This window comes from Peribacillus sp. B2I2, from assembly GCF_041261685.1.
Taxonomy (GTDB): Bacteria; Bacillota; Bacilli; order Bacillales; family DSM-1321; genus Peribacillus.
Window position 1 is genome coordinate 5,348,829 of the sequence record NZ_JBGCCB010000001.1, and the last position, 25,839, is coordinate 5,374,667.

The window sequence follows — 25,839 nt, forward strand, 5'->3', positions numbered from 1 at the left end:
CTTCATCGCCCCCCTAAAGCTAGCATCATGGCTTCAATCGTTCCTTGAAGAGGCCCGCCTAACAAATTTGGGTATACCCCAACAGATATTATCAAACCGAGAAGAACCAATGCCGGTACAAGCTCCCAGTCTCTAAGGTCCCGTTTCTCTTTCTCTACCAAGCTATCATTTTTCCCGAAGGTCATCAACATGACCGCCCTCAGGATATAGACAGCGGTTAATACCAGCCCGATCACCCCAATTGCTGCAAGCAATGGCTGACTCTTGAATAAGCCAAGAAATACCATGAATTCACTGATGAAGCCAGACATGCCAGGCAAACCGAGTGAAGCCATCCCGCACGCTAACATAAACCCTGAAAAAACCGGCATCGACTTGGCCAATCCACCAAGCTTAGGAAGCATGGTGGTTCCCGTCCGCTCATACAACACACCCACCAAGAAAAACAACAAAGCAGCAATTAGCCCATGTGAGATGACTTGAAAGATAGCTCCCTGAATGCCCGCTTCATTCAAGGCTCCCAGACCCATCATGACGATTCCCATATGCGAGATTGATGAGTATGCTAAAACGAGCTTGAAATCCGTTTGTACCAATGCTAGAAATGCACCATATAAAAAACTGAGGACCCCAATCAGGACAACGGTAAAGGCCAAGCTTTTATATTGTTCAGGAAATATCCCCATTCCAAACCGGATGATTCCATAAGCCCCTATTTTCAATAGGACACCAGCATGAATCATGACTATGGATGGAGGTGCTTCCGCATGGACCCGCACCATCCAGCTGTGAAATGGAAATACGGGCAGCTTTATCGCAAATGCAACGAGAAAGGCCAGGCATAAACCAAACTTCATCGAACCGGATATGGGCGCAAAAAGCGAAACACCACCCATTGTCATCATCTGTGTCAATGCCGCAATATTGGTCGTACCTGTCCTGGCAAACAAAATCAAAATGACCACCAATAAAACTGCAGAACCGATGCCATTATAAATCAGAAAACTATAAGACGCTTTCTCCCTCTCCAGAAAGCCCCACCTACCAATCAAAAAGAAAGCGGGGATCAAGGTCATTTCAAAAAAGATGAAAAAAAGGATCAAATTTTCTGCGGTGAAGACACCGAGCATCCCGATCTCCAAAATCAAAAATAACAAATAATACCCTTTCCATTCTTGTTTTATATATATGGAGGCGATTGCGGCAAGTGAAGAAATGATTGTCGTCAATAATATGAAGATGAGACTTAACCCATCCAGGCCCAACTCAAAGTCAACTGTGAAGAGTTTGGGATCATACATCTCCAAATTCCCAAATCTGATCCAATTCAACTTAATGTCAAAGACGGATAGGGCCACTCCCGAATAATATTGACTGCATAGAAAGAATGATAGGAAAAGGGGAGGCAGTGTTCCGAAAAAGCCAAATTGTTTAATCGTCCTTTCCTCTTTCTTCGGCATTAGGGCAACCATCACAATGCCCAGCAGCGGTGAGAACACTAGAAGCGAGAGCAAATAGACATTCATCTTAGATACCCCCCAGTTACTGCAAAAATCACCAATAGTACCGCAAGTCCCAGAAAGGCTATCATGCCATATTGCTGTACCTGTCCCGTTTGCAGTTTAGACCCTAATTTCCCCAATCCCTCTATTGAACTTGTTACGGTGGATACCAAGCCACCGACAACGAACCTTTCAAAATAAGATAGGAAAATACTAAAGCCTTTGATTGCATAGCCTGCTGTGAAATGGTAAATCTCATCAATATAATACTTATTTTCCAAAACTCTATATAACTCGGAGTTTTCCTTGACAAGCCATACCCGAGGTAACTTCTTTTTAGCGTATATCATATATGCAAGGAATATTCCGGCAAGTGATACAAGCACAGCCATGAACATTATCCAAACTGGTCCCTCACTATGGCTGGCTCCTAGAAGAGTTTCATTTCCCTCCACAAGCCAATCTCCCAGGAAAGTCCCAAACCATGGTGTTTGGATATACCCACTGATTACAGCAAGCAATGCCAATACAAGCATGGGAATTAACATGATGGAAGGTGAGTCCTTAACCTGTGTTACTTGACTGCGTGAATCTCCTGCAAACATCATGAAAAACAGCCGGAACATATAAAACGCGGTTAAAAAGGAGGTAATCACCGCAAGTCCAAACAACACATAATTGCCGTTCTCCCAGGCTGCCATTAGAATTTCATCTTTACTGAAAAAACCCGAGAGCAAGGGGAACCCTGATATCGCCAAAGTTCCAGTCAAGAACAGCGGCCCTGTCCAATTCAATTTCCCCCATAATCCACCCATCTCTTCTATATCCTGTGTATGTATAGCATGAATAACACTGCCTGCTGCCAAAAACAGCAATGCTTTAAAAAAGGCATGGGTCATTAAATGAAACACACCCGCCACATATCCAGCAGTCCCCAAAGCAAGCATCATAAAACCAAGCTGAGAGATTGTCGAATAGGCCAATACCCGCTTAACATCCTTTTGCACAATAGCGATGCTTGCGGCAAATATGGCTGTAAATCCACCTGTTATTGCTACGACTTGCATCGCCGCTTCACTAGCGACGAATAACGGAAACAGGGTCGCCACCAGGTATACCCCTGCAGCAACCATGGTTGCTGCGTGAATCAATGCGGAAACCGGAGTCGGTCCCTCCATTGCATCCGGAAGCCATGTGTGTAGTGGAAATTGTCCAGACTTCCCAACCGCACCGATAAAAATCAAAATAGCGATCAAAGTCAGTCTTTCATTTGATATCACGCCTGATTGAATGGCTTGAAAGATCTCTCCAAATTCAAAGCTTCCCGTTTCCCAGAATAGTAGAATGATGCCGATTAAGAGCCCTACATCCCCAATTCTGGTCATGATGAATGCCTTCTTCGCTGCATTCTTGGCTTCCAGTTTATAAAAGTAAAACCCAATAAGCAGGAAAGATCCCCCCCCGACCAATTCCCAGAAGATATAAAGCTGTAGCAAATTTGGTGCCATGACAAGTCCAAGCATGGCAAAGGTGAAGAAGCCCAGATAAGCATAAAAAATGGAGAATCGCACTTCACCCTTCATATACCCCTTCGAATATATCTGGACAAGCAGGCTGACAAGTGAAACGATCACGAGCATCAAGGCATTAAGCTGGTTGATTTCAAACCCCGCTGTAAGTTGCGTCCCCCCAAAGGAAAGCCAATCTATCGATATTTTATAAGTAGGTTCTTTAAATCGTTCCACCAAGGTAAGCAGCGATAGAACCAACGAAGCCATTGTACATATTATTCCTATAAAGGCCCCTCGTTCCCGCAACCGCCCACCCGATAGAAGCAGAACCAGAAATGTGACGAGTGGAAAGATCGGTATGAGCCAAGCGTTCTCCATCATCGTATCAAATCCCCTTCTTCATTTATATAAACCTTCAATGCTTCATAATATCCATTTCATCGACATTGACCGTCTTCCGATTCCGATAAAGGGACATTAATATAGCCAGCCCTACAGCTGCCTCGGCCGCAGCGATCGTAATCGTGAATAATGAAAACACTTGACCCGTAATGGATGGCGTTACACCGAATTTACTGAAGGCAACTAAATTGATATTAGCAGCGTTCAGCATCAGCTCGATTGAAATCAAAACAATGACCGCATTTCTCTTCGTCAAAGCGCCATACAGTCCTATACAAAATAAAACGAGTGCCAATACAAGATAAGCCGACAAGGGAACTCCCGTCATGATCGATCTCCCTCCCCATCATCTTTTTTAGCCAATACAATGGCGCCGACAAGAGCAACAAGCAGTAGTACCGACATTGCTTCAAATGGAATGACATATTTTGGAAAAAAGTTCGATTCCTATTTGTTTTGTATTATCCTCATGCAAGGCGGTTGGCTGTACAGGGATATCCAGATTATAAATACCCAGGTAAACCGCCACGGCGAATCCAGCAATAGCTGCCAGAAATGAGAATCTCCCCCAGCCCCCTTTAACGGGTTCATCACTTTCTTGGTGTTTTGTGAGCATAATTCCAAATAACATCACGATCGTTATTGCCCCTGAATAAATAAGGATCTGGACAATGGCGACGAACTCAGCCGAAAGCAACATATAAATTCCAGCAATGCTCAAGAAAGTAAAAACGAGTGCAATTACCATGTGGACCACTTTTGTTAAGGTAATTAACAGCACCCCGCCTAATATGGCGACGAGTGCCAAACCAAAAAAGGCAATTAATTCACCGGACAAACTCATACTTTATTCACCTTCCGGATATTTTCATCATTTTCATCAAGCCACTCCAGATTTTTAAATAAATGATCACGGCTATACTCCGCCAGCTCAAATTGATTCGTCATCACGATTGCTTCTGTCGGGCATACCTCCGTACATAAATCACACAAAATGCAAATCTCGAAATTAATGTCATACGTATCAATAATTTTACCTTTTTTTGACGGGTCCGGATGTTTTTTACCAGTTAATTGAATACAATCGGTTGGACAAATCGTCACGCATTGATTGCATACGATACACTTTTCAGGATAAAATTTTTGGATTCCGCGGAATCGGTCAGGGAGCGGCAGCGGCTCATTCGGGTAGTCATAGGTCACTTTTTTCCTCGTCAAGTTCTTTAATGTATAGGTTAAACCTTTTGCTAAACCAAGCATATAAATCCCTCGCTTTCTGACCAGCTTAAGTTTTTAAAAAAGGTTAATTAATTCTTTTATAAGTGCCGTCAAAAATATATTTGCCAATGCAACCGGAAGCAGCACTTTCCATCCGAACTCCATCAATTGATCTGCCCTTATACGAGGAAAAGTCACACGGATCCAGACCAATACATAGAAAACAACACTAAACTTGAGACCGAACCAGATGGCCGCCGGAATAAAATCCAAAAACGGAATAGAATTCCATCCCCCTAAAAATAATACAGTGGTTAGCGTGGCCATTGCAAACATATACACATATTCGGATAACATAAAGAAGGCCCAACGAAATCCAGAGTATTCAACATGATAGCCTGCAACAAGTTCGGATTCCGCTTCCGGCAGGTCAAAAGGAACCCTGTTCAACTCGGCAACCGATGCAATAAAAAACACGATAAACGCAATCGGCTGAAGAAAAATGAACCAAACCTTCTCCTGGGCTGCAACTATTTCATTCAAGTTTAAACTGCCTGTTAAGAGGACGATTCCCACTAGTGACATCACCAACGGGATTTCATAAGATATCATTTGCGCGGCTGCCCTCATTCCGCCAATCAAAGAATATTTATTATTGGATGCCCAACCCGCAGTGACGATGCCGATGGTCGATATGCCGGAAATGGCAATATAATATAGCAGTCCAACACCTATATCAGCAAATTGGAAGGCATCGGTGAACGGCAAGGTGGCAAGGACCATGAAAGCCGGAGCAAAAGCAATCACTGGAGCTAATATATATAGCGGCTTATCGGCTTTTTTTGGTATTGTATCTTCCTTGATCAGAAGTTTCAAAACATCGGCAACGGTCTGTAAGAGACCCCATTTCCCCCCAATTTGGTTGGGACCGACACGCATCTGCATAAACCCCATGATTTTTCGCTCTGATAGGATTCCATAGGTTACGAACCCTAATACAACGAATAGCAGCAGGACTGCCAAACCAAAAAAGATGCCAAAATTCAGTAGGCTAGGAGTGGATTGGAGCAAATCCTTGATCATTTATCCATCCACCTCCCCTAGAACGATATCGATTGCACCTAATATCGTTATCAAGTTCGCCATATTTTCCCCTTCCAATAATTTCGGAAGAATCTGCAGATTATAAAATGAAGGTCTGCGAAATTTCAAACGATATGGCTCCTTTTTCCCTTCACTCGCGATATAACAGCCGATTTCCCCTCTTGGTGATTCAATACGGACAAATGCTTCACCCTTAGGAACCTTTATTATTTTTGGGACCTTAGCAAGAACCGGCCCTTCTGGAAATTGCTCAACCGCCTGCTCAATGATTTTCAGTGATTCTTCGATTTCCTCCATTCTACAGTGATAGCGAGAAAAGGCATCACCCTCTTCCCTTGTAGGAACATCAAAGGTGAACCTGTCATAAATGGAATATGGTTCATTTTTCCGCAAATCCCATTTCACGCCTGTACACCTTAAGTTGGCACCGCTAAGCGAATACTGCAATGCTTCTTCTTTCGTATAGATGCCCACCCCTCTAACCCGGTTAACAAAGATTTCATTCCCTGTTACTAACTCATGGTAACCGGCAAGCTGCTCCCTCATATAAGGAACAAACTCGGCCACCTTCGCAATCCAGTCATCAGGAGCATCCCATTTCACACCTCCGACACGCATATAATTGAATGTAAGACGTGCTCCTGACAATTCAGTCAATAAGTTAACGATCATTTCACGTTCTCGAAAAGCGTATAGGAAAGGGCTCGTCGCACCTATATCAAGCAAGTATGTACCCCACCAGACAAGGTGGCTTGCGACTCTGCCCAATTCCATGGCAATTACGCGCAAATATTCTGCCCTTTCGGGGATTTCCACCCCCATCATTGTTTCAACAGCATGGCAAAGCACATAATTATTTGTCATTGCGGCTAGATAATCGAGTCGGTCGGTATATGGAATTATTTGTGTATATTGCAGATTTTCCGCTAGTTTTTCAGTACCGCGATGCAGATACCCAATGACAGGGGTAGCCTCTTTTATAATTTCACCGTCAATCTTGATGACAAGCCGAAAAACACCATGTGTACTCGGATGCTGCGGCCCGACATTGAGAAGCATTTCTTCGGTCCTTAACATTGGGCTTACACCTCCACATCATAAGGCTGATAATCTTTTCTAAGGGGATACCCTTTCCAATCATCACCAAGTAAAATCCGCTTTAAGTCAGGATGTTCTTGAAAATTAATACCTAATAAATCGTAAGCCTCACATTCCGGCCAATTTGCACCTGGCCATAATGGTGCCAATGATGGAATAACGGGAGAATCCCTATCCAGCTTCACCTTTAAGGCAACCGATTGGTTCATATTGAACGAATGCAAATGTACATAAATTTCCATATGGGATTCAAAATCCGTTCCATGAAGTTCCGATAAATATGAAAAGTTAAGCTGTTCATCATACCGCAGAAATTTTGCTATTGAGAAATATGTATCCGGATTAGCCACTAAAGTGGGTACATCTTTTGATAGTCTATTAATATAGTGGTCTATTAATGCCTCTTGCCCTACATGCCTTTCAATAGCATGAACAATTTGATCGAGTTTGGACTGGTTTGGAGAAAGATCATCTGGGGTGATAACTTCCTTGCTTTCCTTTACAGCAGTTCTGGCCTTCGCAACAGCAGCGGCTTTCGCCTTGGCCGCTGCAATAGCCTTTGCCTTCGCAGTTTCAAGATCATCACCATTATCCCTTGATTCCTTTCGGGCCAATGCTGCCGCCTTCGCTTTGGCCGCTGCCGCTGCCTTTTGCTTCGCTACGTCCATTTCTCCTTCCGGTTTTTCCATCCCTTCCTCTTTCGCCTGTTTTCGGGCCAGTGCTGCCGCCTTCGCTTTGGCCGCTGCCGCTGCCTTTTGCTTCGCTACGTCCACTTCTCCTTCCGGTTTTTCCATCCCTTCCTCTTTCGCCTGTTTTCGGGCCAGTGCTGCTGCCTTCGCCTTCGCCGCTGCCGCTGCCTTTTGTTTCGCTAAATCGGTTTCTCCTTCCGGATTTTCCGTCCCTTCCTCTTTCGCCTGTTTTCGGGCCAGTGCTGCTGCCTTCGCCTTCGCCGCTGCCGCTGCCTTTTGCTTCGCTAAATCGGTTTCTCCTTCCGGATTCTCCATCCCTTCTTCTTTCGCCTGTTTTCGGGCCAATGCTGCTGCTGCCTTCGCCTTGGCTGCTGCCGCTGCCTTTTGCTTCGTTAAATCGGTTTCTCCTTCCGGATTCTCCGTCCCTTCCTCTTTCGCCTGTTTTCGGGCCAGTGCTACAGCCTTCGCCTTCGCCGCTGCCGCTGCCTTTTGTTTCGCTAAATCGGTTTCTCCTTCCGGATTCTCCGTCCCTTCCTCTTTCGCCTGTTTTCGGGCCAGTGCTACAGCCTTCGCCTTCGCCGCTGCCGCTGCCTTTTGTTTCGCTATGTCTTGCTTTTCACTCATCTATATCACCCGCTTTCCGGTTTTCGCCTCGTAACGGATTTTTTCTTTTAATTTATTGATTCCATAAATAAGTGCTGCTGGGTTTGGGGGACACCCAGGTATATATACATCGACAGGTACTATTTGATCTACTCCTTTGACCACCGAGTAGGAGTGAACATACGGCCCTCCTGCAGTTGCACAGGATCCCATTGCAATAACCCATTTCGGTTCCGGCATTTGTTCGTATAATCTACTAATTATTGGAGCCATTTTTTTCGTTACCGTGCCTGAGACAATCATGACATCCGATTGTCTGGGTGATGTCCGAAAAAACGAACCAAACCGGTCCAAATCATAATGAGAGGAGCCTACGCCCATCATTTCAATTGCACAACATGCTAAACCGAAAGTCATCGGCCAGAGTGAGTTACTTCTAGCCCAGCCTTTTATTTGTTCAAGTGTGGATAAAAAAATACTATGACGCATTTCTTCCATTTCTTTAGGGGTAAGTTCATCTAACTTCAATTCCACTTCAACACCTTCTTTTTCCAAGCGTAGATTAGCCCTAGCATAAGGATAAGGACAAAAAATAGCATTTCGATCAGAGCAAACAGCCCGAGTTCATCGTAGGCAGCCGCCCATGGATAAAGAAAAACAGTTTCTACGTCAAATATGACGAACATCAGTCCGAATAGATAATACCTGACATTGAATTGAACCCTTGAATCCTGAAAAGGCTCGATTCCACTTTCATAAGTCGTATATTTCATATCAGTCGGTTTATAAGGCCTTAGCAGTTTACCAAGAAATAATGCGACCACAGGTAATAAAATACCGAGACAAAGAAAAACAAATACAATTAAATAATTATTTTGGTAAATATGCAGCTGTCCCATGTTCATCTCCCTTTATGGATAAATCATGTTAAATGGATGCATTTAAAATTTGCTTGTCTTCTTTTTTGGTGGATACCGTTTTAAATATTATGCAGGGTGACATTCTTTTAGAAGCAACGTGACAGGAGGAGGTATGAAGCAATTAATGTAAGCGTGTACATTATATCATCAGGATAATCGCATGTCGATGAGTTAAGGTTTAATATGGAAAATACTTTATCCTATAATTCGATTATTTTTTCAAATGCACAACAGTTTTTTCCAAATTTCGCTATTAAATGATAAATATCTTGAAAAACCATTTAAAAAAACACCTGATCTTACCAGGAATGGTTAGATCAGGTGTTTTCATCATTTAAAGTTATCGCATTTCTGCAATTTGGATCCGGTTGATGGCACGTTTAAGCGCTAAATTAGCTCTTTTGTCATCATTTGATCCATCATTGTTCTGCAATCTTTGTTCAGCACGAGCTTTTGCTGCTTGAGCACGTGCAAGATCGATAGTTTCAGCTCTTTCAGCAGATTGAGCTAAAATGGTTACCACATCAGGGCGAACTTCTAAGAAGCCACCATTTACAGCTACATAGTCTGTGTTGCTTCCATTTTTAAGACGGACAGCACCAATGGTAAGTGGGGCTACAGTTGGAACGTGTCCAGCCATGATTCCCAGCTCACCGCTTTTAGCTTTAGTGCTTACCATTTCAACTTCTGCATCATATACTGGGCCATCGGGAGTAACAACATTGACTTTAATGGTCTTCATTTCATTCCCTCCTAGGTCCCTTTAATTAAGCCATTTCTTTAGCTTTGGCAATAACTTCTTCAATGCGACCAACTAGACGGAAAGCATCTTCAGGAAGGTCGTCATATTTTCCAGCTAGGATATCTTTGAATCCTTGGACTGTTTCTTTAACTGGTACATAAGATCCTTTTTGACCAGTGAATTGTTCAGCCACGTGGAAGTTCTGCGACAAGAAGTTTTGAATTCTACGAGCACGGGCAACGATTACTTTTTCGTCTTCGCTTAATTCATCCATACCCAAGATGGCAATAATATCTTGAAGTTCTTTATATTTCTGTAAAGTCGATTGCACTTGACGAGCCACTTTATAGTGCTCAGCCCCAACTACTTCTGGGCTAAGGGCACGAGAAGAAGACGCCAATGGATCAACTGCTGGGTAAATACCCATTTCAGAAAGTTTACGCTCAAGGTTAGTTGTTGCATCCAAGTGAGCGAAAGTTGTAGCTGGAGCCGGATCCGTATAGTCATCGGCAGGTACATAGATCGCTTGAATAGATGTAACAGAACCTTTATTTGTTGAAGTGATACGTTCTTGTAATTGACCCATTTCAGTAGCAAGCGTTGGTTGGTAACCTACCGCTGAAGGCATACGGCCTAGTAGGGCAGAAACCTCAGAACCTGCTTGTGTGAAACGGAAAATGTTATCGATGAAGAAAAGAACGTCTTGTCCTTGTTCGTCACGGAAATATTCAGCCATTGTCAAACCGCTTAGGGCAACACGCATACGTGCACCTGGTGGCTCGTTCATTTGTCCGAATACCATCGCCGTTTTCTTAATAACACCAGAATCAGTCATCTCGTAGAAAAGGTCATTCCCTTCACGAGTACGCTCACCTACACCAGCGAATACCGAGATACCGCCGTGCTCTTGTGCGATGTTATTAATAAGTTCTTGAATAAGTACAGTTTTACCAACACCGGCTCCACCGAAGAGACCGATCTTACCACCTTTGATGTAAGGTGCAAGTAAATCTACTACTTTAATACCTGTCTCAAGAATTTCAACTGATGTTGATAATTCCTCGAATGTTGGTGCTTGCCTGTGAATTGGATCACGACGCACCTCTGCTGTAAGTGGTTCAAATAGGTCAATATTTTCCCCTAATACGTTGAAAACGCGACCTAGAGTAACTTCACCTACAGGTACTGAAATTGGAGCTCCTGTATCAACAGTCTCTGCACCACGAGTTAAACCATCAGTGGAAGACATTGCTACAGTACGAACTGTATTATCACCTAGTTGAAGGGCCACTTCAAGAGTTAGTCCTGTACCAGACGCTGTATTTTCGATTCTTAACGCGTTATAGATCTTAGGAAGTTGTCCGTCTTCGAATTTCACGTCAACAACCGGACCCATAACTTGAGTAACGCGTCCTATATTCATCGTTTTCCCTCCTAACGTTGCTTATAACGACTATCAAGTTTATGGAACGGCCAGCATATCGTCCGGGCCGACCGCCCCTTTAATGATTTTATTCTAAAGCTGCTGCACCGCCGACAATCTCTGTAATTTCTTGAGTGATCGCTGCCTGACGTGCACGGTTATATTGTAATGAAAGTGAGTCAATCAACTCTTTTGCATTATCGGTCGCATTTTTCATTGCAGTCATACGTGCAGAGTGCTCACTTGCTTTACCATCTAACAAAGCACCATAAATCAAACTTTCTGCGTACTGAGGCAGTAATACCTCAAGAATTTCTTCTGCATTCGGTTCAAATTCATAAGAAGTCAATGTTGCATTGGAAGTATTAAAATCAGCTAACGGAAGGACTTGCTTTTCCGTTACATCCTGTTGGATTGGGCTGACATAATGGTTATAGTACATATAAAGCTCATCACACAGCTCATTTAGATATAAATTCACTGTCGATTTTGCAAGGGAGCTAATGTCAGCGAAAGACGGCTGATCAGGAACCCCAATTACTTCAAGCTCTACGTGCATGTTACGGCTGACAAAGAAATCACGGCCAACCCTTCCGATTGCGATAATGACGAACTCATCATTGGATTTATGGCGTTCAAGAATAGTTTTATGAACGTGGCGAAGGATGCTACTATTGTAAGCCCCAGCCAATCCACGGTCCGATGTGATTACCAAGTAACCGGTTTTCTTAACGGGACGTGAAGTAAGCATTGGATGAGATGCATCCGTGCTTCCGTTCGCAATACTAGATACCACTTCTTGAATTTTTTCCATATATGGAACATATGCTTTAGCATTAGCTTCTGCACGGTTCATTTTAGAAGCAGATACCATCTGCATCGCTTTTGTAATTTGACTCGTCTTTTTCGTTGAAGTAATCCGAGACTTAATATCGCGTAAAGAGGCCATTCATTCTCACCACCCTTTATAAATTAGTTAGACCTTATTATTCAGAAATAACGAAGTTCTTTTTGAATTCGTTAATTGCAGCAACGATAGCAGCGTCTTCAGGAAGACCTTTTGTTGTGCGAATGTGATCTAATAATTCCGGATGAGAACGATCTAGGAACACATAGTATTCTTCTTCAAAACGAAGGATATCCGATACTGGAATATCATCTAAATGACCTTTAGTCAATGCATAGAAAATCATGACTTGTTTTTCTACTTTGATCGGTTTGTTTAGATCTTGCTTAAGGACTTCAACTGTACGAGCACCACGGTTAAGTTTTGCTTGTGTTGCAGCATCCAGATCAGAACCGAATTGAGAGAATGCTTCCAATTCACGGTATGAAGCCAAGTCAAGACGTAATGTACCGGCAACTTTCTTCATCGCTTTAATTTGTGCAGATCCACCAACACGTGATACGGAAAGACCAGCGTTAATCGCAGGACGTACACCTGAGAAGAACAAATCGGATTGCAAGAAGATTTGTCCATCAGTGATGGAAATGACGTTTGTTGGGATGTAAGCAGAGATGTCGCCTGCTTGCGTTTCAACAAATGGAAGCGCAGTGATTGAACCGGCACCTAAAGTGTCATTCAATTTTGCTGCACGCTCAAGTAAACGGGAGTGCAAGTAGAATACATCCCCTGGGAATGCTTCACGACCTGGAGGACGGCGAAGTAGCAAGGAGAGTTCACGGTATGCAGATGCTTGTTTAGAAAGATCATCATAAACCACAAGAACGTGCTTGCCAGCGAACATGAACTCTTCACCCATTGTCACACCAGCGTATGGAGCCAGGTATAAAAGTGGTGCTGGTTGAGAAGCTGATGCAGATACAACGATTGTGTAATCCAAAGCACCATTTTTACGTAGTGTTTCAACTGTTCCACGAACCGTAGATTCTTTTTGACCGATAGCAACATAGATACAGATCATATTTTGGTCAGCTTGGTTAAGGATTGTATCGATCGCAACTGATGTTTTACCAGTTTGACGGTCACCAATGATTAACTCACGTTGTCCACGACCGATTGGAACTAATGCATCGATTGCTTTAATACCTGTTTGTAAAGGTTCATGAACTGATTTACGGTCCATTACACCTGTTGCAGGGCTTTCGATTGGACGAGTTTTTGTCGTAGCGATCGGGCCAAGACCATCTAATGGTTGTCCAAGCGGATTCACGACACGTCCGATTAATTCTTCTCCAACTGGCACTTCCATGATTCTGCCAGTACGGCGAACTTCACTGCCTTCTTTAATGTCTCTGAATGGTCCAAGAATAACAACACCCACGTTATTTTGCTCAAGGTTTTGTGCTAATCCCATTGAACCATTGGAAAATTCTAAGAGCTCCCCAGACATTGCATTATCTAAACCATGAACGCGTGCGATACCATCACCAACAGTGATAACCGTACCTACATCGCTTACTTTAATTTCCGACTGATAGTTTTCAATCTGCTTTTTAATCAGCGCACTGATTTCTTCAGCTTTGATGCTCATGAATTTCACCCCTATCTGTGAATATTAACCTAATAGTTGTTTGCTAAGGCGATCTAGCTTACCGCTAATCGTCCCGTCATATATGCGGTTACCGATTTGTAGTTTGATGCCGCCAAGGATATTGCTATCCGTAATATTAGTAATGCGTAAATTTCTTTTGCCGATTTTTGCAGCAAAAGATGTAGACACAGCTTCCACTTCCGTTTCAGTCAATGGACGAACTGTATAGACCGTTGCATCAGCTACTGAGTTTTCTTCATTCGCAAGTTCGATGAACTCTTGTGCCATTGCTGTCACATCATCTGTACGATGACGTTCCACCATTAACATCACAGTGTTTTGAACGGAAGAAGAAAGGCTTGCAAAAGCATTTGCAATCAAAGCGCCTTTTGCATCTTTAGTCATTTTAGGATGAGCCAGGAAGCTTAATAGCTCATTATCATTTGTGAAAACTTCATTCACTATGCGAAGCTCTTCTTCAAGTTGGTTAATGAGATTTTGCTCTTTCGCAATTTGGAAAAGGGCAACGGCATAACGCTTTGCTACTGTTATATCGCTCATTTCCCTTCTCCTGCCTCTTGAATGTAGTCATTAATCAATTGCTCTTGATCTGCTTCGGATAGTTCTTTTTCTATTACTTTAGAAGCAATAAGTACGGATAAAGATGCCACTTGCTCGCGTAATGCCGTAATGGCTTTTTCTTTTTCCTGTACGATTTCACGCTTAGCTGATTCTTTGACGCGGTCAGCTTCAAGACGTGCTTGATTCACGATCTCTTCACGCTGTGCTTCACCTTGAAGTTTCGCGTTTTCTATAAGTTGTCCCGCTTCAGTGCGAGATTGTTTTACGATTTCACGTTGTTCTTCTAAATATTTAAGTGCTTCTTGTCTGCTAGCTTCCGCTGCTTGAATTTCATTTGCAACATGTTCTTCACGTTGAGTCATGATGCCCATTAGAGGACCCCATGCAAATTTCTTCAGCAACGCTAACAAAATGATAAACATTACTAATTGGTATAACATGTCTCCGCCATTAAAGCCATGAGACGTTGACCCAAGTACAAAGCTGCTTGTTAACACGCTTGGTTCACTCCCTTCACGAGTTTCACTTCTTAAAGCGTTCATTCATATGAACTTTAGAAAACTATGCTCTTAAACTGTATAAAAACAGGATTGTGGACATAAAGGAAAGGCGAAGGTTCACATGGAACGAACTTCGCCATTTTTGAACTTTTTGAAGGTTCTATTAACCACCATATACCATAAACGCAATTACTACTGCGATGATAGGCATCGCCTCAACTAAACCTACCCCGATGAACATTGTTGTTTGAAGCATACCGCGAGCTTCTGGTTGACGAGCGATACCTTCTACTGTTCTTGAAACGATAAGACCATTACCAATACCTGCACCTAGTGCTGCTAAACCAATTGCAATTGCTGCTGCAAGAAGACCTACTGAACCTGTCATTATAAATATCCTCCTTAGATTGTATCAAAATTTATTATTTTTTTAGTTCTAAATGAACTTATAATTAATGGTCGTCACTGACTTTATGAGACAGATAAACCATTGTTAACGTGACAAAGATAAACGCTTGGATACTGCCGACGAAAATACTATAGCCTTGCCATACTAATGTAGGCACAATTGCACCAATAAATCCGGCAGGTCCACTAAATGCTAGCGATCCCGCTAATAAACTCAGCAAAACTTCACCAGCATAAATGTTACCATATAGACGCAGACCAAGTGTCAAGGAGTTTGTAAATTCCTCCACAAGTGTCATTGGGTTTTTATAAGCTTTAAAGTAACCCTTGGCGCCTTTCATTTTTATTGCATAGTAATGCGTTAAACCTAAAACCATGACCGCAAGAGTCAATGTGATAACTGGGTCGGCTGTTGGTGATTTCCACCAAAGCACACCATCGTAACTAATTGCAAACGGAAGACCTAGCATATTGGACACAAAAATGTACATTAGCAAAGTCATACCAAGCAGTTGAAACTGACCACCTGTTCTCCAGTCCATGTTACTATTAATAATACCCTTAACGAAATCCATAATCCATTCCATGAAATTCTGCATGCCAGTTGGCTCCATTGCAAGCTTACGTGTACCAAGCACAGCAAGTATGAACACAACTAGACTAGCAACTGTTATCATTAGGACGTTACTCAAGTTAAAGGTCAGACCCATAAAATCGTGTAAGGGTGCTCCATGATTCAACTATATTCACCTCTCTTCCCCGCTATCGACGTATTAATTGGATGAAAAAATCTATAAAAATGACAATATAAGCTGTCATCAATCCCCATACAACACTTATCAGATGAAAATGCTCCGGAAATTCCAATGCAATGAGTACCGCTAGACCTGCGGATGCCATTCGAGTCATTGTCCCAAGAGATTTTGTTTTCTTTCCTTCATCGAGCGCCTGACTGAACTTTTTCATTTTCTGATTGATCAGCCATAAATTGTATAAACTCAAACTCGTACCCAGTATAAGCCCAGCAAAAACGGCTTGATAACTCGTAAGTCCCCATCCAACAACATAAACCGCCAGAAGAAAAATTATATATTTACTCTGCCTGTTGAACATGATTTTCATTTCTGGCATTTTTCATTTAATCTCCTGAGAAATATTTTCGTACTGAATGAAGCATTGCTTGTAAACCTAGCAAGTCCACAAAGAAGGCCAATTACTAATAGCAGCGGTTCGAATCTTAGGTTCTGACAAGTCATCTTTCCAAAGAGAAGATACCGAACAAAACTGATCCGACTATTTGAGAAAGAATCGCTGACATCAAAGTCATAGCCATTTTTAGTAGGCAATTATTTGACGCAAGTTGCATCCTCGCGGTTGAATTTGGTGGAGGATAGAAGACATTTCATGCTGTAAAAATCTGCATGCAGGGCTACTGAAAACCCTCTCATTTTACATCCTTTGTTAGCATACAATAGGCTAGAATCAATGTCAATGAGTGGTTAGTGAAATTTGTCACAGGTTTGTAATTATTAACGAATTGTTCACAAATTATCTTTTTTATACTATTGACATCCATTTTATTTTACATATTGTCCTGTGTTTACTCAATAAGTAACGTCTTTTCTATCCGATCTTCCCTTCCACCTCTTCTCGCAAAGATTATCGCTTTATACACTCCTTTAGGCGGCAGGTTCTTTTTCAATACATCTTTTTTGATCAAACCGGATGGTGCCGGTCTCGACCAATCCAAATAACCAACGAATTTCAAGCTGTCTTCCTCATAAAGTGCAATCCCGAATTCTTCAGCCCCCCGGGGAAGGTACATTTCGTATCGGTATGTGCCTTCCTGGTCTCCTTGACCGAAATCAAAGCCCATTACCCTAGGATAATCCGGTTCTTCCTTTACATATAAATAAGGAAGGGATATTTTTTTGGTTCCTTCCATTATAAGAAGGTATCCATCAAAGACTCCCTTTTTCAGCTTGGCTGGGTTGACCTGCAGTCCCACTTTAATCTTTTTCTTTTCCCTCGGATTCAAAGTAAGGGATTTCGGCAATTCCCAAGTGAGGCCGGTCTCTTTTAATGGGACCATAAAAGAGTACTTCCTCCTTTCCTTTCCGGTATTTTCAATGATTATCGTTTCATGATGCTCTTCAATTCCTTCTTTTTTGGTATACATTCCAAACGACAATGAGCTTGGATTCAAGAGAGTGTCCACTTTTAATGCTTCGTCGATCTGGATGCGTCCAGCCCCCTGTTCATATGTGTGATACAACTGATTAGCGGACTTCCTCAATGGCTTGGAAGTGCTCATCAATGCAGATTTCACTTGATCAGGAGTCCATTCCGGATGTTTTTGCAGGATTAAGGCGCATGCTCCTGCAACATGCGGTGCTGACATACTTGTTCCATCCAGGGACATATATCCTTTAGGAATGGTGCTCTCAATTTCCACTCCCGGTGCCAATACGTCAGGCTTTATTCCCCATGATACGGTTACCGGCCCCCTAGAGCTAAAATCAGCGAGCCTATCTTGCTCGTTCTTATAAATAAAATTAACGGTTTTGCTGTGCTCTTGCTCCATGATTCGCTTAAGTCGCAATCCATCTCTTCTACTAATAGAAGCAGCAGGGATGTTCATTTCTTTTTCCAAGCTTCCAGTAAAGGTCCCGCTCGTATTATTATAAACAATGACCCCTTTTGCACCTGCTTTTTCTGCATTGGATACTTTTTGCTGGAAGGTAAGTGTGCCGCGCTCCATCAACACAATCTTATCCCGAACATGCTTCAGGTCTTCTTCATTTCCCAGTCCCCCGTATATGACATCCTCAGAAAATGTCAGCTTCCATTTCTCAGAGCCTTGAAACAAGGTTAAATGAGATTGATACTTTTTCGAACCAAGTCCGTAGACCATATAGGGAACCCTTAATGGTGGGGTCGACGCTCCAACGGAAATCGCTTTTTCTGCTGTTCCAGGGGAGCCGACAGTCCATACAGCCGGACCGGAATTCCCGTTTGATGTCACGGCAACGATGCCGCTTTCCACAGCCTTATTCAATGCAAGAGAGATAGGTAAATCAGGGCCATTCACGTTATTCCCAAGAGAGAGGTTCAATACATCCACCTTATCCTTCATAGCTGACTCAATAGCCGTCAGGACTTGCTCTGTATCCCCTGCTCCACCTGGTCCCAAAGCTCGATATGCATATATCTCCGCCTCTGGTGCGACGCCTTTCATTTTTCCATTGGCCGCAATGATACCTGCCACATGAGTTCCGTGTATTGTATCCAGCTCGCCTTGATTTTTGGTTTCCATCGGATCTTCATCACCATCAACCAGATCCCACCCTCCTTTATAAGCACGTTGTAAATCTGGATGTGTATAATCGAGCCCAGTATCGATAATTCCCACTTTTACCCCTTTCCCGGTGATTCGGTGATTCTCCTTATCGAAAAAACCCCTCACCCTGCCTCCTCCTATGTATGGGACACTTTCATCCAACACGGCATGATACATGGATACTTCCGTTACTGCCTGAATTTCATTCTCCTTTTTGAGTTGTTCTATTTCATTCATTTTCCCATGTAAGGAAAATCCATTCAGGGCAACCGAATAAACATTCCTTAATTGAAGGGATGGATATTTTCCAAGCAGTTCTTTGATCTTTTTTTGCTGAAACGCCTTATCCATAGTGACAACAGCCGTTACTTCCTTAGATTCAGATAGTTTTGGTAAAGGAGGCAGAATGACAGATGCCAATCCCTTTTCATTTGAATAAATACATATAAAAAGGAAAACAAACAATATGAACGTTTTCTTTCCCAATATAATCATCCCCTTAGCAGTTATCTTTTCTCAACAACCTTGGAGTATGCAAATAAAAAAGGAAAAGCCGCATGGCTTTTCCTTTTTATGATTCAAATCTAGTTGGTGGTACATTTACTTGCTTAAAATAGTAACGGATGGCTTCAGCTATGCGGACCGAAGCATTTCCGTCCCCATATGGATTTGAAGCTTTGGACATCTTTTCATGCTCCCCTTTATTGGTGAGCAATTCATGTGCCATATTAAATATGGTTTGTTCATCAGTACCCGCCAACCTTAAGGTTCCGGCTGCAATCCCCTCTGGGCGTTCAGTCGTATCCCTTAAAACAAGAACAGGTACACCTAGTGACGGTGCCTCTTCTTGAATTCCTCCAGAATCAGTCAAAATCAGATAGGCTCTAGAAGCGAAGTTGTGGAAATCCAATACGTCCAGGGGTTCGATTAAATGAACCCGCGGATCGTCCCCGAGAATTTCGTTTGCCACCTCTTGAACAACAGGATTTAAATGGACAGGGTAAACCACTTGAACGTCATCATGCTCAGCAATGATTCTCTTGACGGCCCTGAAGATATTCCTCATTGGTTCCCCTAGATTTTCTCTGCGATGGGCGGTTAGTAAAATGAGCCTGTCTTCCCCTAGTCCATTTAAAACCGGGTGGGAATACGTGGACCGTACAGTTGTTTTCAAAGCATCGGTTGCCGTATTTCCCGTCACGAAGATACTGTCTCTCTTGTTTTCGTTCAACAGATTCTCTTCTGCTTTTGAAGTCGGCGCAAAATGCAAATCCGCCATCGTACCGGTGAGCTGTCGATTCATCTCTTCCGGATAGGGGGAATACTTATTCCATGTGCGCAGCCCCGCTTCTACATGTCCAATGACGATCTGATTATAAAAAGCAGCCAGACTTGCGACAAACGTTGTGGTTGTATCACCGTGGACAAGAACAATATCAGGCTTGGCTTCCTTCATTACTTTATCAAGACCATTTAACGCTCTTGTTGTAATATCAGCAAGCGTTTGCCTTTCTTTCATTATGTTCAAATCATAATCTGGCTGAATGGAAAATAATTCGAGAACTTGATCTAACATTTGTCGATGCTGAGCCGTAACAGCAACGATCGGGTTGAAATATTCTGGGTGTTTTTGAAATTCGAGTACTAAAGGAGCCATTTTGACAGCTTCTGGTCTCGTCCCGAAAATTGTCATGACCTTTATCGGTTTGTTCATTCGTGACACCTCAGTTTCTTTCCTTATTTTGTGCCGAATAAACGATCTCCTGCGTCTCCCAGACCTGGAACGATATAACCATGTTCATTCAGTTTTTCGTCAAGTCCTGCAATATAAATATCAACATCAGGATGGGCTTCTTTCAATGCTTCCACACCTTCTGGAGCTGCAATTAAGCACATGAATTTAATATTGACTGCACCGCGCTTTTTAATAGAATTGATCGCTTCGATGGCTGAACCGCCAGTTGCTAACATCGGGTCAACGACAATGCATTCTCTTTCTGCCAAATCACTTGGCATTTTCGCATAATATTCAACCGGTTTCAATGTTTCGGGATCACGGTAAAGACCAACATGTCCGACCTTTGCAGCAGGAATCAGCTTAATGATTCCGTCCACCATCCCTATGCCTGCACGTAAAATCGGGACGATCCCCACTTTTTTACCAGAAAGCATTTTCACTTTCGCTGTGCTTACAGGTGTTTGGATTTCCACTTCTTCAAGCGGCATATCCCTTGTGATTTCAAATGCCATCAATGATGCAACTTCATCCACTAGTTCGCGGAATTCTTTTGTTCCTGTATTTATATCACGTATATAGGCTAATTTGTGTTGAATTAACGGGTGATCGAAAACATAAACTTTTCCCATTTAGCATCTCTCCAATTCCATTGCTTAGTTTTGCGCTTTTTTATGATTTCCCTAATCGAATAGAAAAATTTTTCGTGTCCTTTTAAAATTCACTTCAACCTATTTTACAGAAAAACGTTTCAATCTTCAATAAAGGTTTAGATGTCAGACCTATTTTCACTATTCGGACTCTTCTAACATACTAACCTCTATAAGGTGCAAAAAAACCGCCCCCTTTAAAAGGGAGCGGCTCCGTTATTACAATGAAGGATATAATTCAAATTTGTTCGATAATGATTCAACACGCTGTTTTGCTTCTTCAAGCTTAGCAGTGTCTTCATTATTTTTCAAAACAAGTCCGATGATTGCAGCTATTTCATCCATGTCTTCCAGTCCGAAGCCACGTGATGTCACTGCCGCAGTCCCAATACGAATACCACTCGTAACGAATGGTTTTTCCGGATCATATGGAATCGCATTTTTGTTAACGGTAATACCGATTTCATCCAAAACATGTTCAGCGATTTTTCCCGTTAATCCAGTAGAGCGCACATCAAGAAGAATCAAGTGATTGTCCGTTCCATCAGAAACTAGGGTGAATCCTTCTTTCTTTAAACCTTCGCCCAAGCGTTTAGCATTGTCGATGATTTGTTGTGCATACACTTTAAATTCATCTTGAAGCGCTTCTCCGAATGCAACAGCCTTAGCGGATATTACATGCATCAATGGACCGCCTTGAATTCCAGGGAAGATGGATTTATCGATCTTCTTACCGAATTCTTCTTTACAGATGATCATCCCCCCGCGTGGTCCGCGAAGTGTTTTATGAGTGGTTGTCGTTACAAAGTCAGCATAAGGAATTGGGCTTTGATGTAATCCAGCCGCAACTAAACCTGCGATATGAGCCATATCGACCATTAAATAAGCACCGACTTCATCTGCAATTTCACGGAATCGCTTGAAATCAATTTCCCGTGGATATGCACTTGCACCCGCTACGATCAATTTCGGTTTGTGCTGACGCGCTTTTTCCAATACATCATTGTAATCGATACGGTGATCTTTTTCGTCGACACCATATTCAACAAAATTGTAGTTAACACCACTGAAGTTAACTGGACTTCCGTGTGTTAAGTGACCTCCATGTGAAAGGTTCATTCCAAGCACTGTGTCGCCAGTTTGAAGCACTGTAAAGTAAACGGCCATATTGGCTTGAGCTCCAGAGTGAGGCTGTACGTTCACATACTCTCCGCCGAAAATTTCTTTCGCACGCTCACGTGCAAGATCTTCAACGATGTCGACATACTCACATCCGCCATAGTAACGTTTTCCAGGGTATCCTTCTGCATACTTATTAGTCAGGACCGACCCTTGAGCTTCCATGACAGCTTCACTCACGAAGTTTTCAGAAGCAATAAGCTCAATTTTACTTCTTTGACGCCCTAATTCCAGTTGAATTGCGTTAAACACTTGCTCATCTTGCTTTGCTAAACGATTCATTCCGTAATTCCTCCTCAAATTGTGCGTGATTCGCTTTTTAGTTTTTATGTGCAACATGCCTTCAGGAAAGCATGAAAAAGCCTTACCAATAATTATTAGAAAATTCTACTCCATTTTAACATGTCTAATTTAGAAGCGATAGTCTATTTTTATCGAACATTAAATGTTTTTTCATTTAAAAATGTTCGTATTTAACATCTAAAACATGTTAAATAGCTCTTTAACCCTATATTTAATGAGTAAAATCACCATTCTATTAGCACCACAAAATAAAGTTTTTTTTGTGAACCCTACTTGAGCTTTACGATTTTGCCCACATTCAATTAAAACAGCATTCCCCATCCGAGAAATGCTGTCTCACCTACCCATTAAATACAACTATTGTTTTCAGGGATGTCCTGATAAACGGCCCGCTCCCCGCCAATTAGTTTCGGGCGGGTTTTTGCCATGGTCACATGTGCATGTCCTATTTCTTTAATTGCAGATCGAACTGGAACCGCCACATGCTTCAAATGCATGCCAATGAAGGTGTCCCCAATGTCTATCCCTGCGTCCGCTTTAATGCGCTCAACGACGACAGCATCTTTCCATTGTTGATAGGCGAACGTCGCCATCGATCCCCCAGCTGTTCTGACAGGTACAACCGAAACTTCTTCATAATTGTTTCGAACCGCGATTTCCCTTTGCAAAACCAATGCCCTATTTAGATGCTCACAACATTGATATGCTACCTGGACACCCGTTTTTTCTTGAAAATCGTTCACTACGGAAAAAATCATCCCCGCAACGTCGAGGGTCCCTTCAGTACCGATCCGTTTTCCGATCACTTCACTTGTACTGCAACCGATTACCAGTAGCTGTTTCTCTTTTAAAGCTGCCTCTTCTTGAAACTCAAATAATAGTTTCCGAAACTGGTTTTCCCATATCTCAAGCTCACTTGAAAATGTAGCATCACTTGTCATGAAAACGCATCCTTTCAATAAGAAAACTTGCTATCGGAAGAAAAGGGAGATCCCTCTAGATCCTTTTTTCCAAAACCTTAACGATTAGCTGTGTTTACCTTCATACTCCGCTATCTTTCCGATCCTGTTTTGATGACGCCCGCCTTCAAATTCCGAAGTCAGCCATGTTTGTGCAATTTCCCTGGCAAGACCCGGGCCAATGACACGTTCACCCATCGCTAACATATTGGTATCATTATGCTGACGGGTCAATTTCGCACTATAGACATCATGAACCAATGCACATCGTATCCCTTTGACCTTATTGGCTGCAATGCTCATTCCAATTCCAGTGCCACAGATTAAAATACCCCGATCGAACTCACCCTGTGCCACTTTTTCAGCAACCGGCAAGGCATAATCAGGATAATCCACTGAAGTACTGCATTCACAGCCAAAATCTTCAAATGGAATCTGTAACTCATTCATTAAATTCTTTATTTCTTCACGGATATGTATACCACCATGATCCGAAGCAATCGCAACTTTCATCAAAATCCTCCTCTAACTTTTATTTGATTTTATTGTGTCACAAAATTATGAAAAGATAAAGGATGGCCAGCCTTTTTCTGACCTCAAAGAAGCAGGAAACCAACTCAGGTTTCCTGCTGAAAAAATGCCAAGTGTGAAAGCGTGTAATCGTCCTGTTCAACTTTCCGCTAGCACTTTAAGATCAATCGCCGATTTTCCGACTTTTTCCATGACAATTGCTTGTTCGCTTGCATAGCCGTTACTTCTTCCGCTCCAGCAGATATTTCTTCTGCAATGGCAACCACTTCTTGGGACTGCCTTGATTCTACACTTTCGATTAGATGGTCAACAAGCTCAGTAATATCTTTTACTGCAGCGACCACATTATGTACCGTTTTTGTCATTCCATCTATCGCTATATCCGTACCCGTTCCTTTTTGGGCTTCTTCATTTGGCCGATATGACTTGATCGTGTTTTACAACGTCTGGACCTCAACTTGAATAGTTTGAACCAAATTTGAAGTACTCCTGAACAACAGCAGCAAAAAACGCAAGAACCCCCGATCCCAATATGCCTAATATAAGCGTCCCTACACTAAAACTTAGCGAACTCACCTTTTCAAATAAAATTGGTGGGAGCACGAAATTGGAACACTGAAAGGATGAATAGACAATCAGAGCTTGGGCTGTGATGAAGAAAACTAAATTTTTTCGCAAGCCAAACTATTATAATGTGTTCTTTCTTCCATTCTTTTTTCCCCTGTAGATCGTTTACTCTTTGAGCCTTATGACTAATTCTTCTATTAGTTCCTGCAGTTCCTTGAACGTCTCTTGATAAATGCCTTCAGAACCGCCAAACGGATCCATTATGTCCCTGTCATATTTATCGTCAATAACGAATTCTTTCAAAGTAAAAGTCTTACCGATCATCTTGGGGTATGTACGGATGATGACCGCTTTATGCCCTTCCGTCATGGTGAAAATATGAGTAGCCCACTCCATTTCCTTCTCGGATAAAGGCGTTGAATGATGATTATGCACTATTTCATTTTCAATCAATACATTTTTAGCATGCAATGAAGCATCCTGGCCGGCTGAAGCATAAACGCCAGCGGACTTCACTTCAATACCCTCAATATTCTTGTTTTTTAATATCGCTTCTGCCATGGGGCTTCTGCATGTGTTGCCCGTACATACAAATAATACTCGTATCATTTTAACGCCTCCTTTTTAACATTATAAGCTATAGCCCGTTCTTTATAGTCAAAAAAATAAGCACTCTTGATGTCATAAGAAAAAATAAAAACCGCCCCGGTAATCGGAACAGTTGAGGAAGGAAAGATATGAAGTCAAGTGAATTAAAAAGAGAATAATAATTTCAATCCAAATGCACACAGGATGCTTCCGCCAAGAATCTCACTATACACCCCGAGCAACCCTTGCATTTTTTTACCCAGTAAAAGCCCTGCCCACGTTAAAAAAGTGGCAGCCACCCCAAAACAAAGAATGGTTAAAATCGTTTTTGCACCGTAAATACCCAAGGTTAACCCTACTGAGAAGCTATCCAGGCTTACACCTAAAGCAAAAATGAATAGACCTTTCCCGACCGGAGCCAGCATCTTATTTTCCCTGATACCAGCTTCTCCCTTTTTACCTGGGATAAACATTTGGATACCAAGAATGATCAACAATAGACCGCCGGCATACGTAGCAAAGGTCCCGAATTTTTCTGAAATGAAACGGCCTGCCCCCATACCAAGCAAGGGCATCCAAATATGAAAAATACCTACTATCAGCCCTATAAAAAATATTTGCCTCAACCTTAGCTTAAACATTCCCATTCCAAGGCCGACAGAAAAGGCATCCATTCCCAACGCGAATGCCATGAGCAATAAGGTGATGATTTCCCCAGCAAATGTATTCATTCCAATCCTCCCTCGGACGTGCCTACTACATGTTATGCATGTCCGAAAAGAATTAGAAG

The 25,839-nt window shown here is 42.3% G+C and carries 28 protein-coding genes; all 28 read right to left on the reverse strand.

Translation table 11 applies throughout. The features are described from left to right. Positions 1–2: 2 nt before the first annotated feature. The 28 genes from ABIE66_RS26690 to ABIE66_RS26825 all read right to left on the reverse strand — a co-directional run bounded on the left by ABIE66_RS26690 (position 3) and on the right by ABIE66_RS26825 (position 25,780). Entirely contained in the window at positions 3–1,526 is a 1,524-nt protein-coding gene (locus tag ABIE66_RS26690; RefSeq protein ID WP_370016859.1) for a complex I subunit 4 family protein, read from the reverse strand. Beyond that, positions 1,523–3,394 carry an NADH-quinone oxidoreductase subunit L gene (gene nuoL, locus ABIE66_RS26695; RefSeq protein WP_370016860.1) on the reverse strand — a complete coding sequence of 624 codons (1,872 nt, stop codon included), beginning with the start codon at positions 3,392–3,394 and terminating at the stop codon, positions 1,523–1,525. Before nuoL ends, ABIE66_RS26690 begins: the two co-directional genes overlap by 4 nt. A 34-nt stretch (positions 3,395–3,428) precedes the next feature. After that, the gene (gene nuoK, locus ABIE66_RS26700) at positions 3,429–3,743 is read right to left on the reverse strand and encodes an NADH-quinone oxidoreductase subunit NuoK (RefSeq protein WP_064467120.1); all 315 of its coding nucleotides are present in this window, start codon (positions 3,741–3,743) and stop codon (positions 3,429–3,431) included. 81 nt (positions 3,744–3,824) lie between these two features. Continuing rightward, positions 3,825–4,253: an NADH-quinone oxidoreductase subunit J gene (locus ABIE66_RS26705; RefSeq protein ID WP_370017123.1), complete on the reverse strand. Its 429-nt coding sequence runs from the start codon at positions 4,251–4,253 to the stop codon at positions 3,825–3,827. Positions 4,254–4,255: 2 nt separating this feature from the next. Beyond that, a complete protein-coding gene (nuoI, locus tag ABIE66_RS26710; protein ID WP_048685828.1) occupies positions 4,256–4,675 on the reverse strand; it encodes an NADH-quinone oxidoreductase subunit NuoI in 420 nt (139 codons plus the stop codon). A gap of 33 nt (positions 4,676–4,708) precedes the next feature. Further along, positions 4,709–5,716: an NADH-quinone oxidoreductase subunit NuoH gene (nuoH, locus tag ABIE66_RS26715; protein ID WP_289314317.1), complete on the reverse strand. Its 1,008-nt coding sequence runs from the start codon at positions 5,714–5,716 to the stop codon at positions 4,709–4,711. Next, positions 5,717–6,814, reverse strand: coding sequence for an NADH-quinone oxidoreductase subunit D (locus ABIE66_RS26720; protein ID WP_289314316.1), 1,098 nt, complete (start codon positions 6,812–6,814; stop codon positions 5,717–5,719). Between the two features lie 5 nt (positions 6,815–6,819). After that, positions 6,820–8,148 carry an NADH-quinone oxidoreductase subunit C gene (locus tag ABIE66_RS26725; RefSeq protein ID WP_370016861.1) on the reverse strand — a complete coding sequence of 443 codons (1,329 nt, stop codon included), beginning with the start codon at positions 8,146–8,148 and terminating at the stop codon, positions 6,820–6,822. Then, positions 8,149–8,625, reverse strand: a complete 477-nt coding sequence (locus tag ABIE66_RS26730) for a NuoB/complex I 20 kDa subunit family protein (protein ID WP_170946902.1) — start codon at positions 8,623–8,625, stop codon at positions 8,149–8,151. Between the two features lie 26 nt (positions 8,626–8,651). Beyond that, positions 8,652–9,026, reverse strand: coding sequence for an NADH-quinone oxidoreductase subunit A (locus ABIE66_RS26735; RefSeq protein WP_370016862.1), 375 nt, complete (start codon positions 9,024–9,026; stop codon positions 8,652–8,654). 361 nt (positions 9,027–9,387) lie between these two features. Then, complete coding sequence (locus ABIE66_RS26740; protein WP_289314314.1) at positions 9,388–9,789, reverse strand: F0F1 ATP synthase subunit epsilon; 402 nt, start codon at positions 9,787–9,789, stop codon at positions 9,388–9,390. Between the two features lie 25 nt (positions 9,790–9,814). Continuing rightward, complete coding sequence (gene atpD / locus ABIE66_RS26745) at positions 9,815–11,212, reverse strand: F0F1 ATP synthase subunit beta (protein WP_289314313.1); 1,398 nt, start codon at positions 11,210–11,212, stop codon at positions 9,815–9,817. An 88-nt stretch (positions 11,213–11,300) separates the two neighbouring features. Beyond that, positions 11,301–12,161 (reverse strand): F0F1 ATP synthase subunit gamma, encoded by an 861-nt coding sequence (locus ABIE66_RS26750; protein WP_101223833.1) that lies wholly within the window; start codon positions 12,159–12,161, stop codon positions 11,301–11,303. Positions 12,162–12,198: 37 nt separating this feature from the next. Continuing rightward, complete coding sequence (gene atpA / locus ABIE66_RS26755; protein WP_370016863.1) at positions 12,199–13,707, reverse strand: F0F1 ATP synthase subunit alpha; 1,509 nt, start codon at positions 13,705–13,707, stop codon at positions 12,199–12,201. 24 nt (positions 13,708–13,731) lie between these two features. Next, complete coding sequence (locus ABIE66_RS26760; protein ID WP_289314312.1) at positions 13,732–14,268, reverse strand: F0F1 ATP synthase subunit delta; 537 nt, start codon at positions 14,266–14,268, stop codon at positions 13,732–13,734. After that, entirely contained in the window at positions 14,265–14,786 is a 522-nt protein-coding gene (atpF, locus tag ABIE66_RS26765; RefSeq protein ID WP_289318259.1) for a F0F1 ATP synthase subunit B, read from the reverse strand. Before atpF ends, ABIE66_RS26760 begins: the two co-directional genes overlap by 4 nt. A gap of 166 nt (positions 14,787–14,952) precedes the next feature. After that, on the reverse strand, positions 14,953–15,177 hold the full coding sequence (atpE, locus tag ABIE66_RS26770; protein WP_048685857.1) for a F0F1 ATP synthase subunit C: 225 nt from the start codon (positions 15,175–15,177) through the stop codon (positions 14,953–14,955). A 64-nt stretch (positions 15,178–15,241) separates the two neighbouring features. After that, the gene (atpB, locus tag ABIE66_RS26775; RefSeq protein ID WP_370016864.1) at positions 15,242–15,937 is read right to left on the reverse strand and encodes a F0F1 ATP synthase subunit A; all 696 of its coding nucleotides are present in this window, start codon (positions 15,935–15,937) and stop codon (positions 15,242–15,244) included. Positions 15,938–15,959: 22 nt separating this feature from the next. Further along, on the reverse strand, positions 15,960–16,328 hold the full coding sequence (locus tag ABIE66_RS26780) for an ATP synthase subunit I (RefSeq protein WP_048685860.1): 369 nt from the start codon (positions 16,326–16,328) through the stop codon (positions 15,960–15,962). Positions 16,329–16,797: 469 nt separating this feature from the next. Next, on the reverse strand, positions 16,798–19,023 hold the full coding sequence (locus ABIE66_RS26785; RefSeq protein ID WP_370016865.1) for a S8 family serine peptidase: 2,226 nt from the start codon (positions 19,021–19,023) through the stop codon (positions 16,798–16,800). A gap of 85 nt (positions 19,024–19,108) precedes the next feature. Then, complete coding sequence (wecB, locus tag ABIE66_RS26790) at positions 19,109–20,251, reverse strand: non-hydrolyzing UDP-N-acetylglucosamine 2-epimerase (protein WP_370016866.1); 1,143 nt, start codon at positions 20,249–20,251, stop codon at positions 19,109–19,111. 23 nt (positions 20,252–20,274) lie between these two features. Next, positions 20,275–20,904, reverse strand: coding sequence for a uracil phosphoribosyltransferase (gene upp, locus ABIE66_RS26795; protein ID WP_289314309.1), 630 nt, complete (start codon positions 20,902–20,904; stop codon positions 20,275–20,277). Between the two features lie 237 nt (positions 20,905–21,141). Continuing rightward, entirely contained in the window at positions 21,142–22,383 is a 1,242-nt protein-coding gene (locus ABIE66_RS26800) for a serine hydroxymethyltransferase (protein ID WP_289327054.1), read from the reverse strand. Between the two features lie 368 nt (positions 22,384–22,751). Further along, positions 22,752–23,345, reverse strand: a complete 594-nt coding sequence (locus ABIE66_RS26805) for a TIGR01440 family protein (RefSeq protein WP_370016867.1) — start codon at positions 23,343–23,345, stop codon at positions 22,752–22,754. Positions 23,346–23,429: 84 nt separating this feature from the next. Next, the gene (rpiB, locus tag ABIE66_RS26810; protein WP_289314307.1) at positions 23,430–23,876 is read right to left on the reverse strand and encodes a ribose 5-phosphate isomerase B; all 447 of its coding nucleotides are present in this window, start codon (positions 23,874–23,876) and stop codon (positions 23,430–23,432) included. Positions 23,877–24,043: 167 nt separating this feature from the next. Next, positions 24,044–24,259, reverse strand: coding sequence for a hypothetical protein (locus tag ABIE66_RS26815; RefSeq protein WP_370016868.1), 216 nt, complete (start codon positions 24,257–24,259; stop codon positions 24,044–24,046). A gap of 367 nt (positions 24,260–24,626) precedes the next feature. Continuing rightward, positions 24,627–25,070, reverse strand: a complete 444-nt coding sequence (locus ABIE66_RS26820; RefSeq protein WP_370016869.1) for a low molecular weight protein arginine phosphatase — start codon at positions 25,068–25,070, stop codon at positions 24,627–24,629. A 143-nt stretch (positions 25,071–25,213) separates the two neighbouring features. After that, complete coding sequence (locus tag ABIE66_RS26825) at positions 25,214–25,780, reverse strand: manganese efflux pump MntP (RefSeq protein ID WP_289327058.1); 567 nt, start codon at positions 25,778–25,780, stop codon at positions 25,214–25,216. Positions 25,781–25,839: the final 59 nt, after the last annotated feature.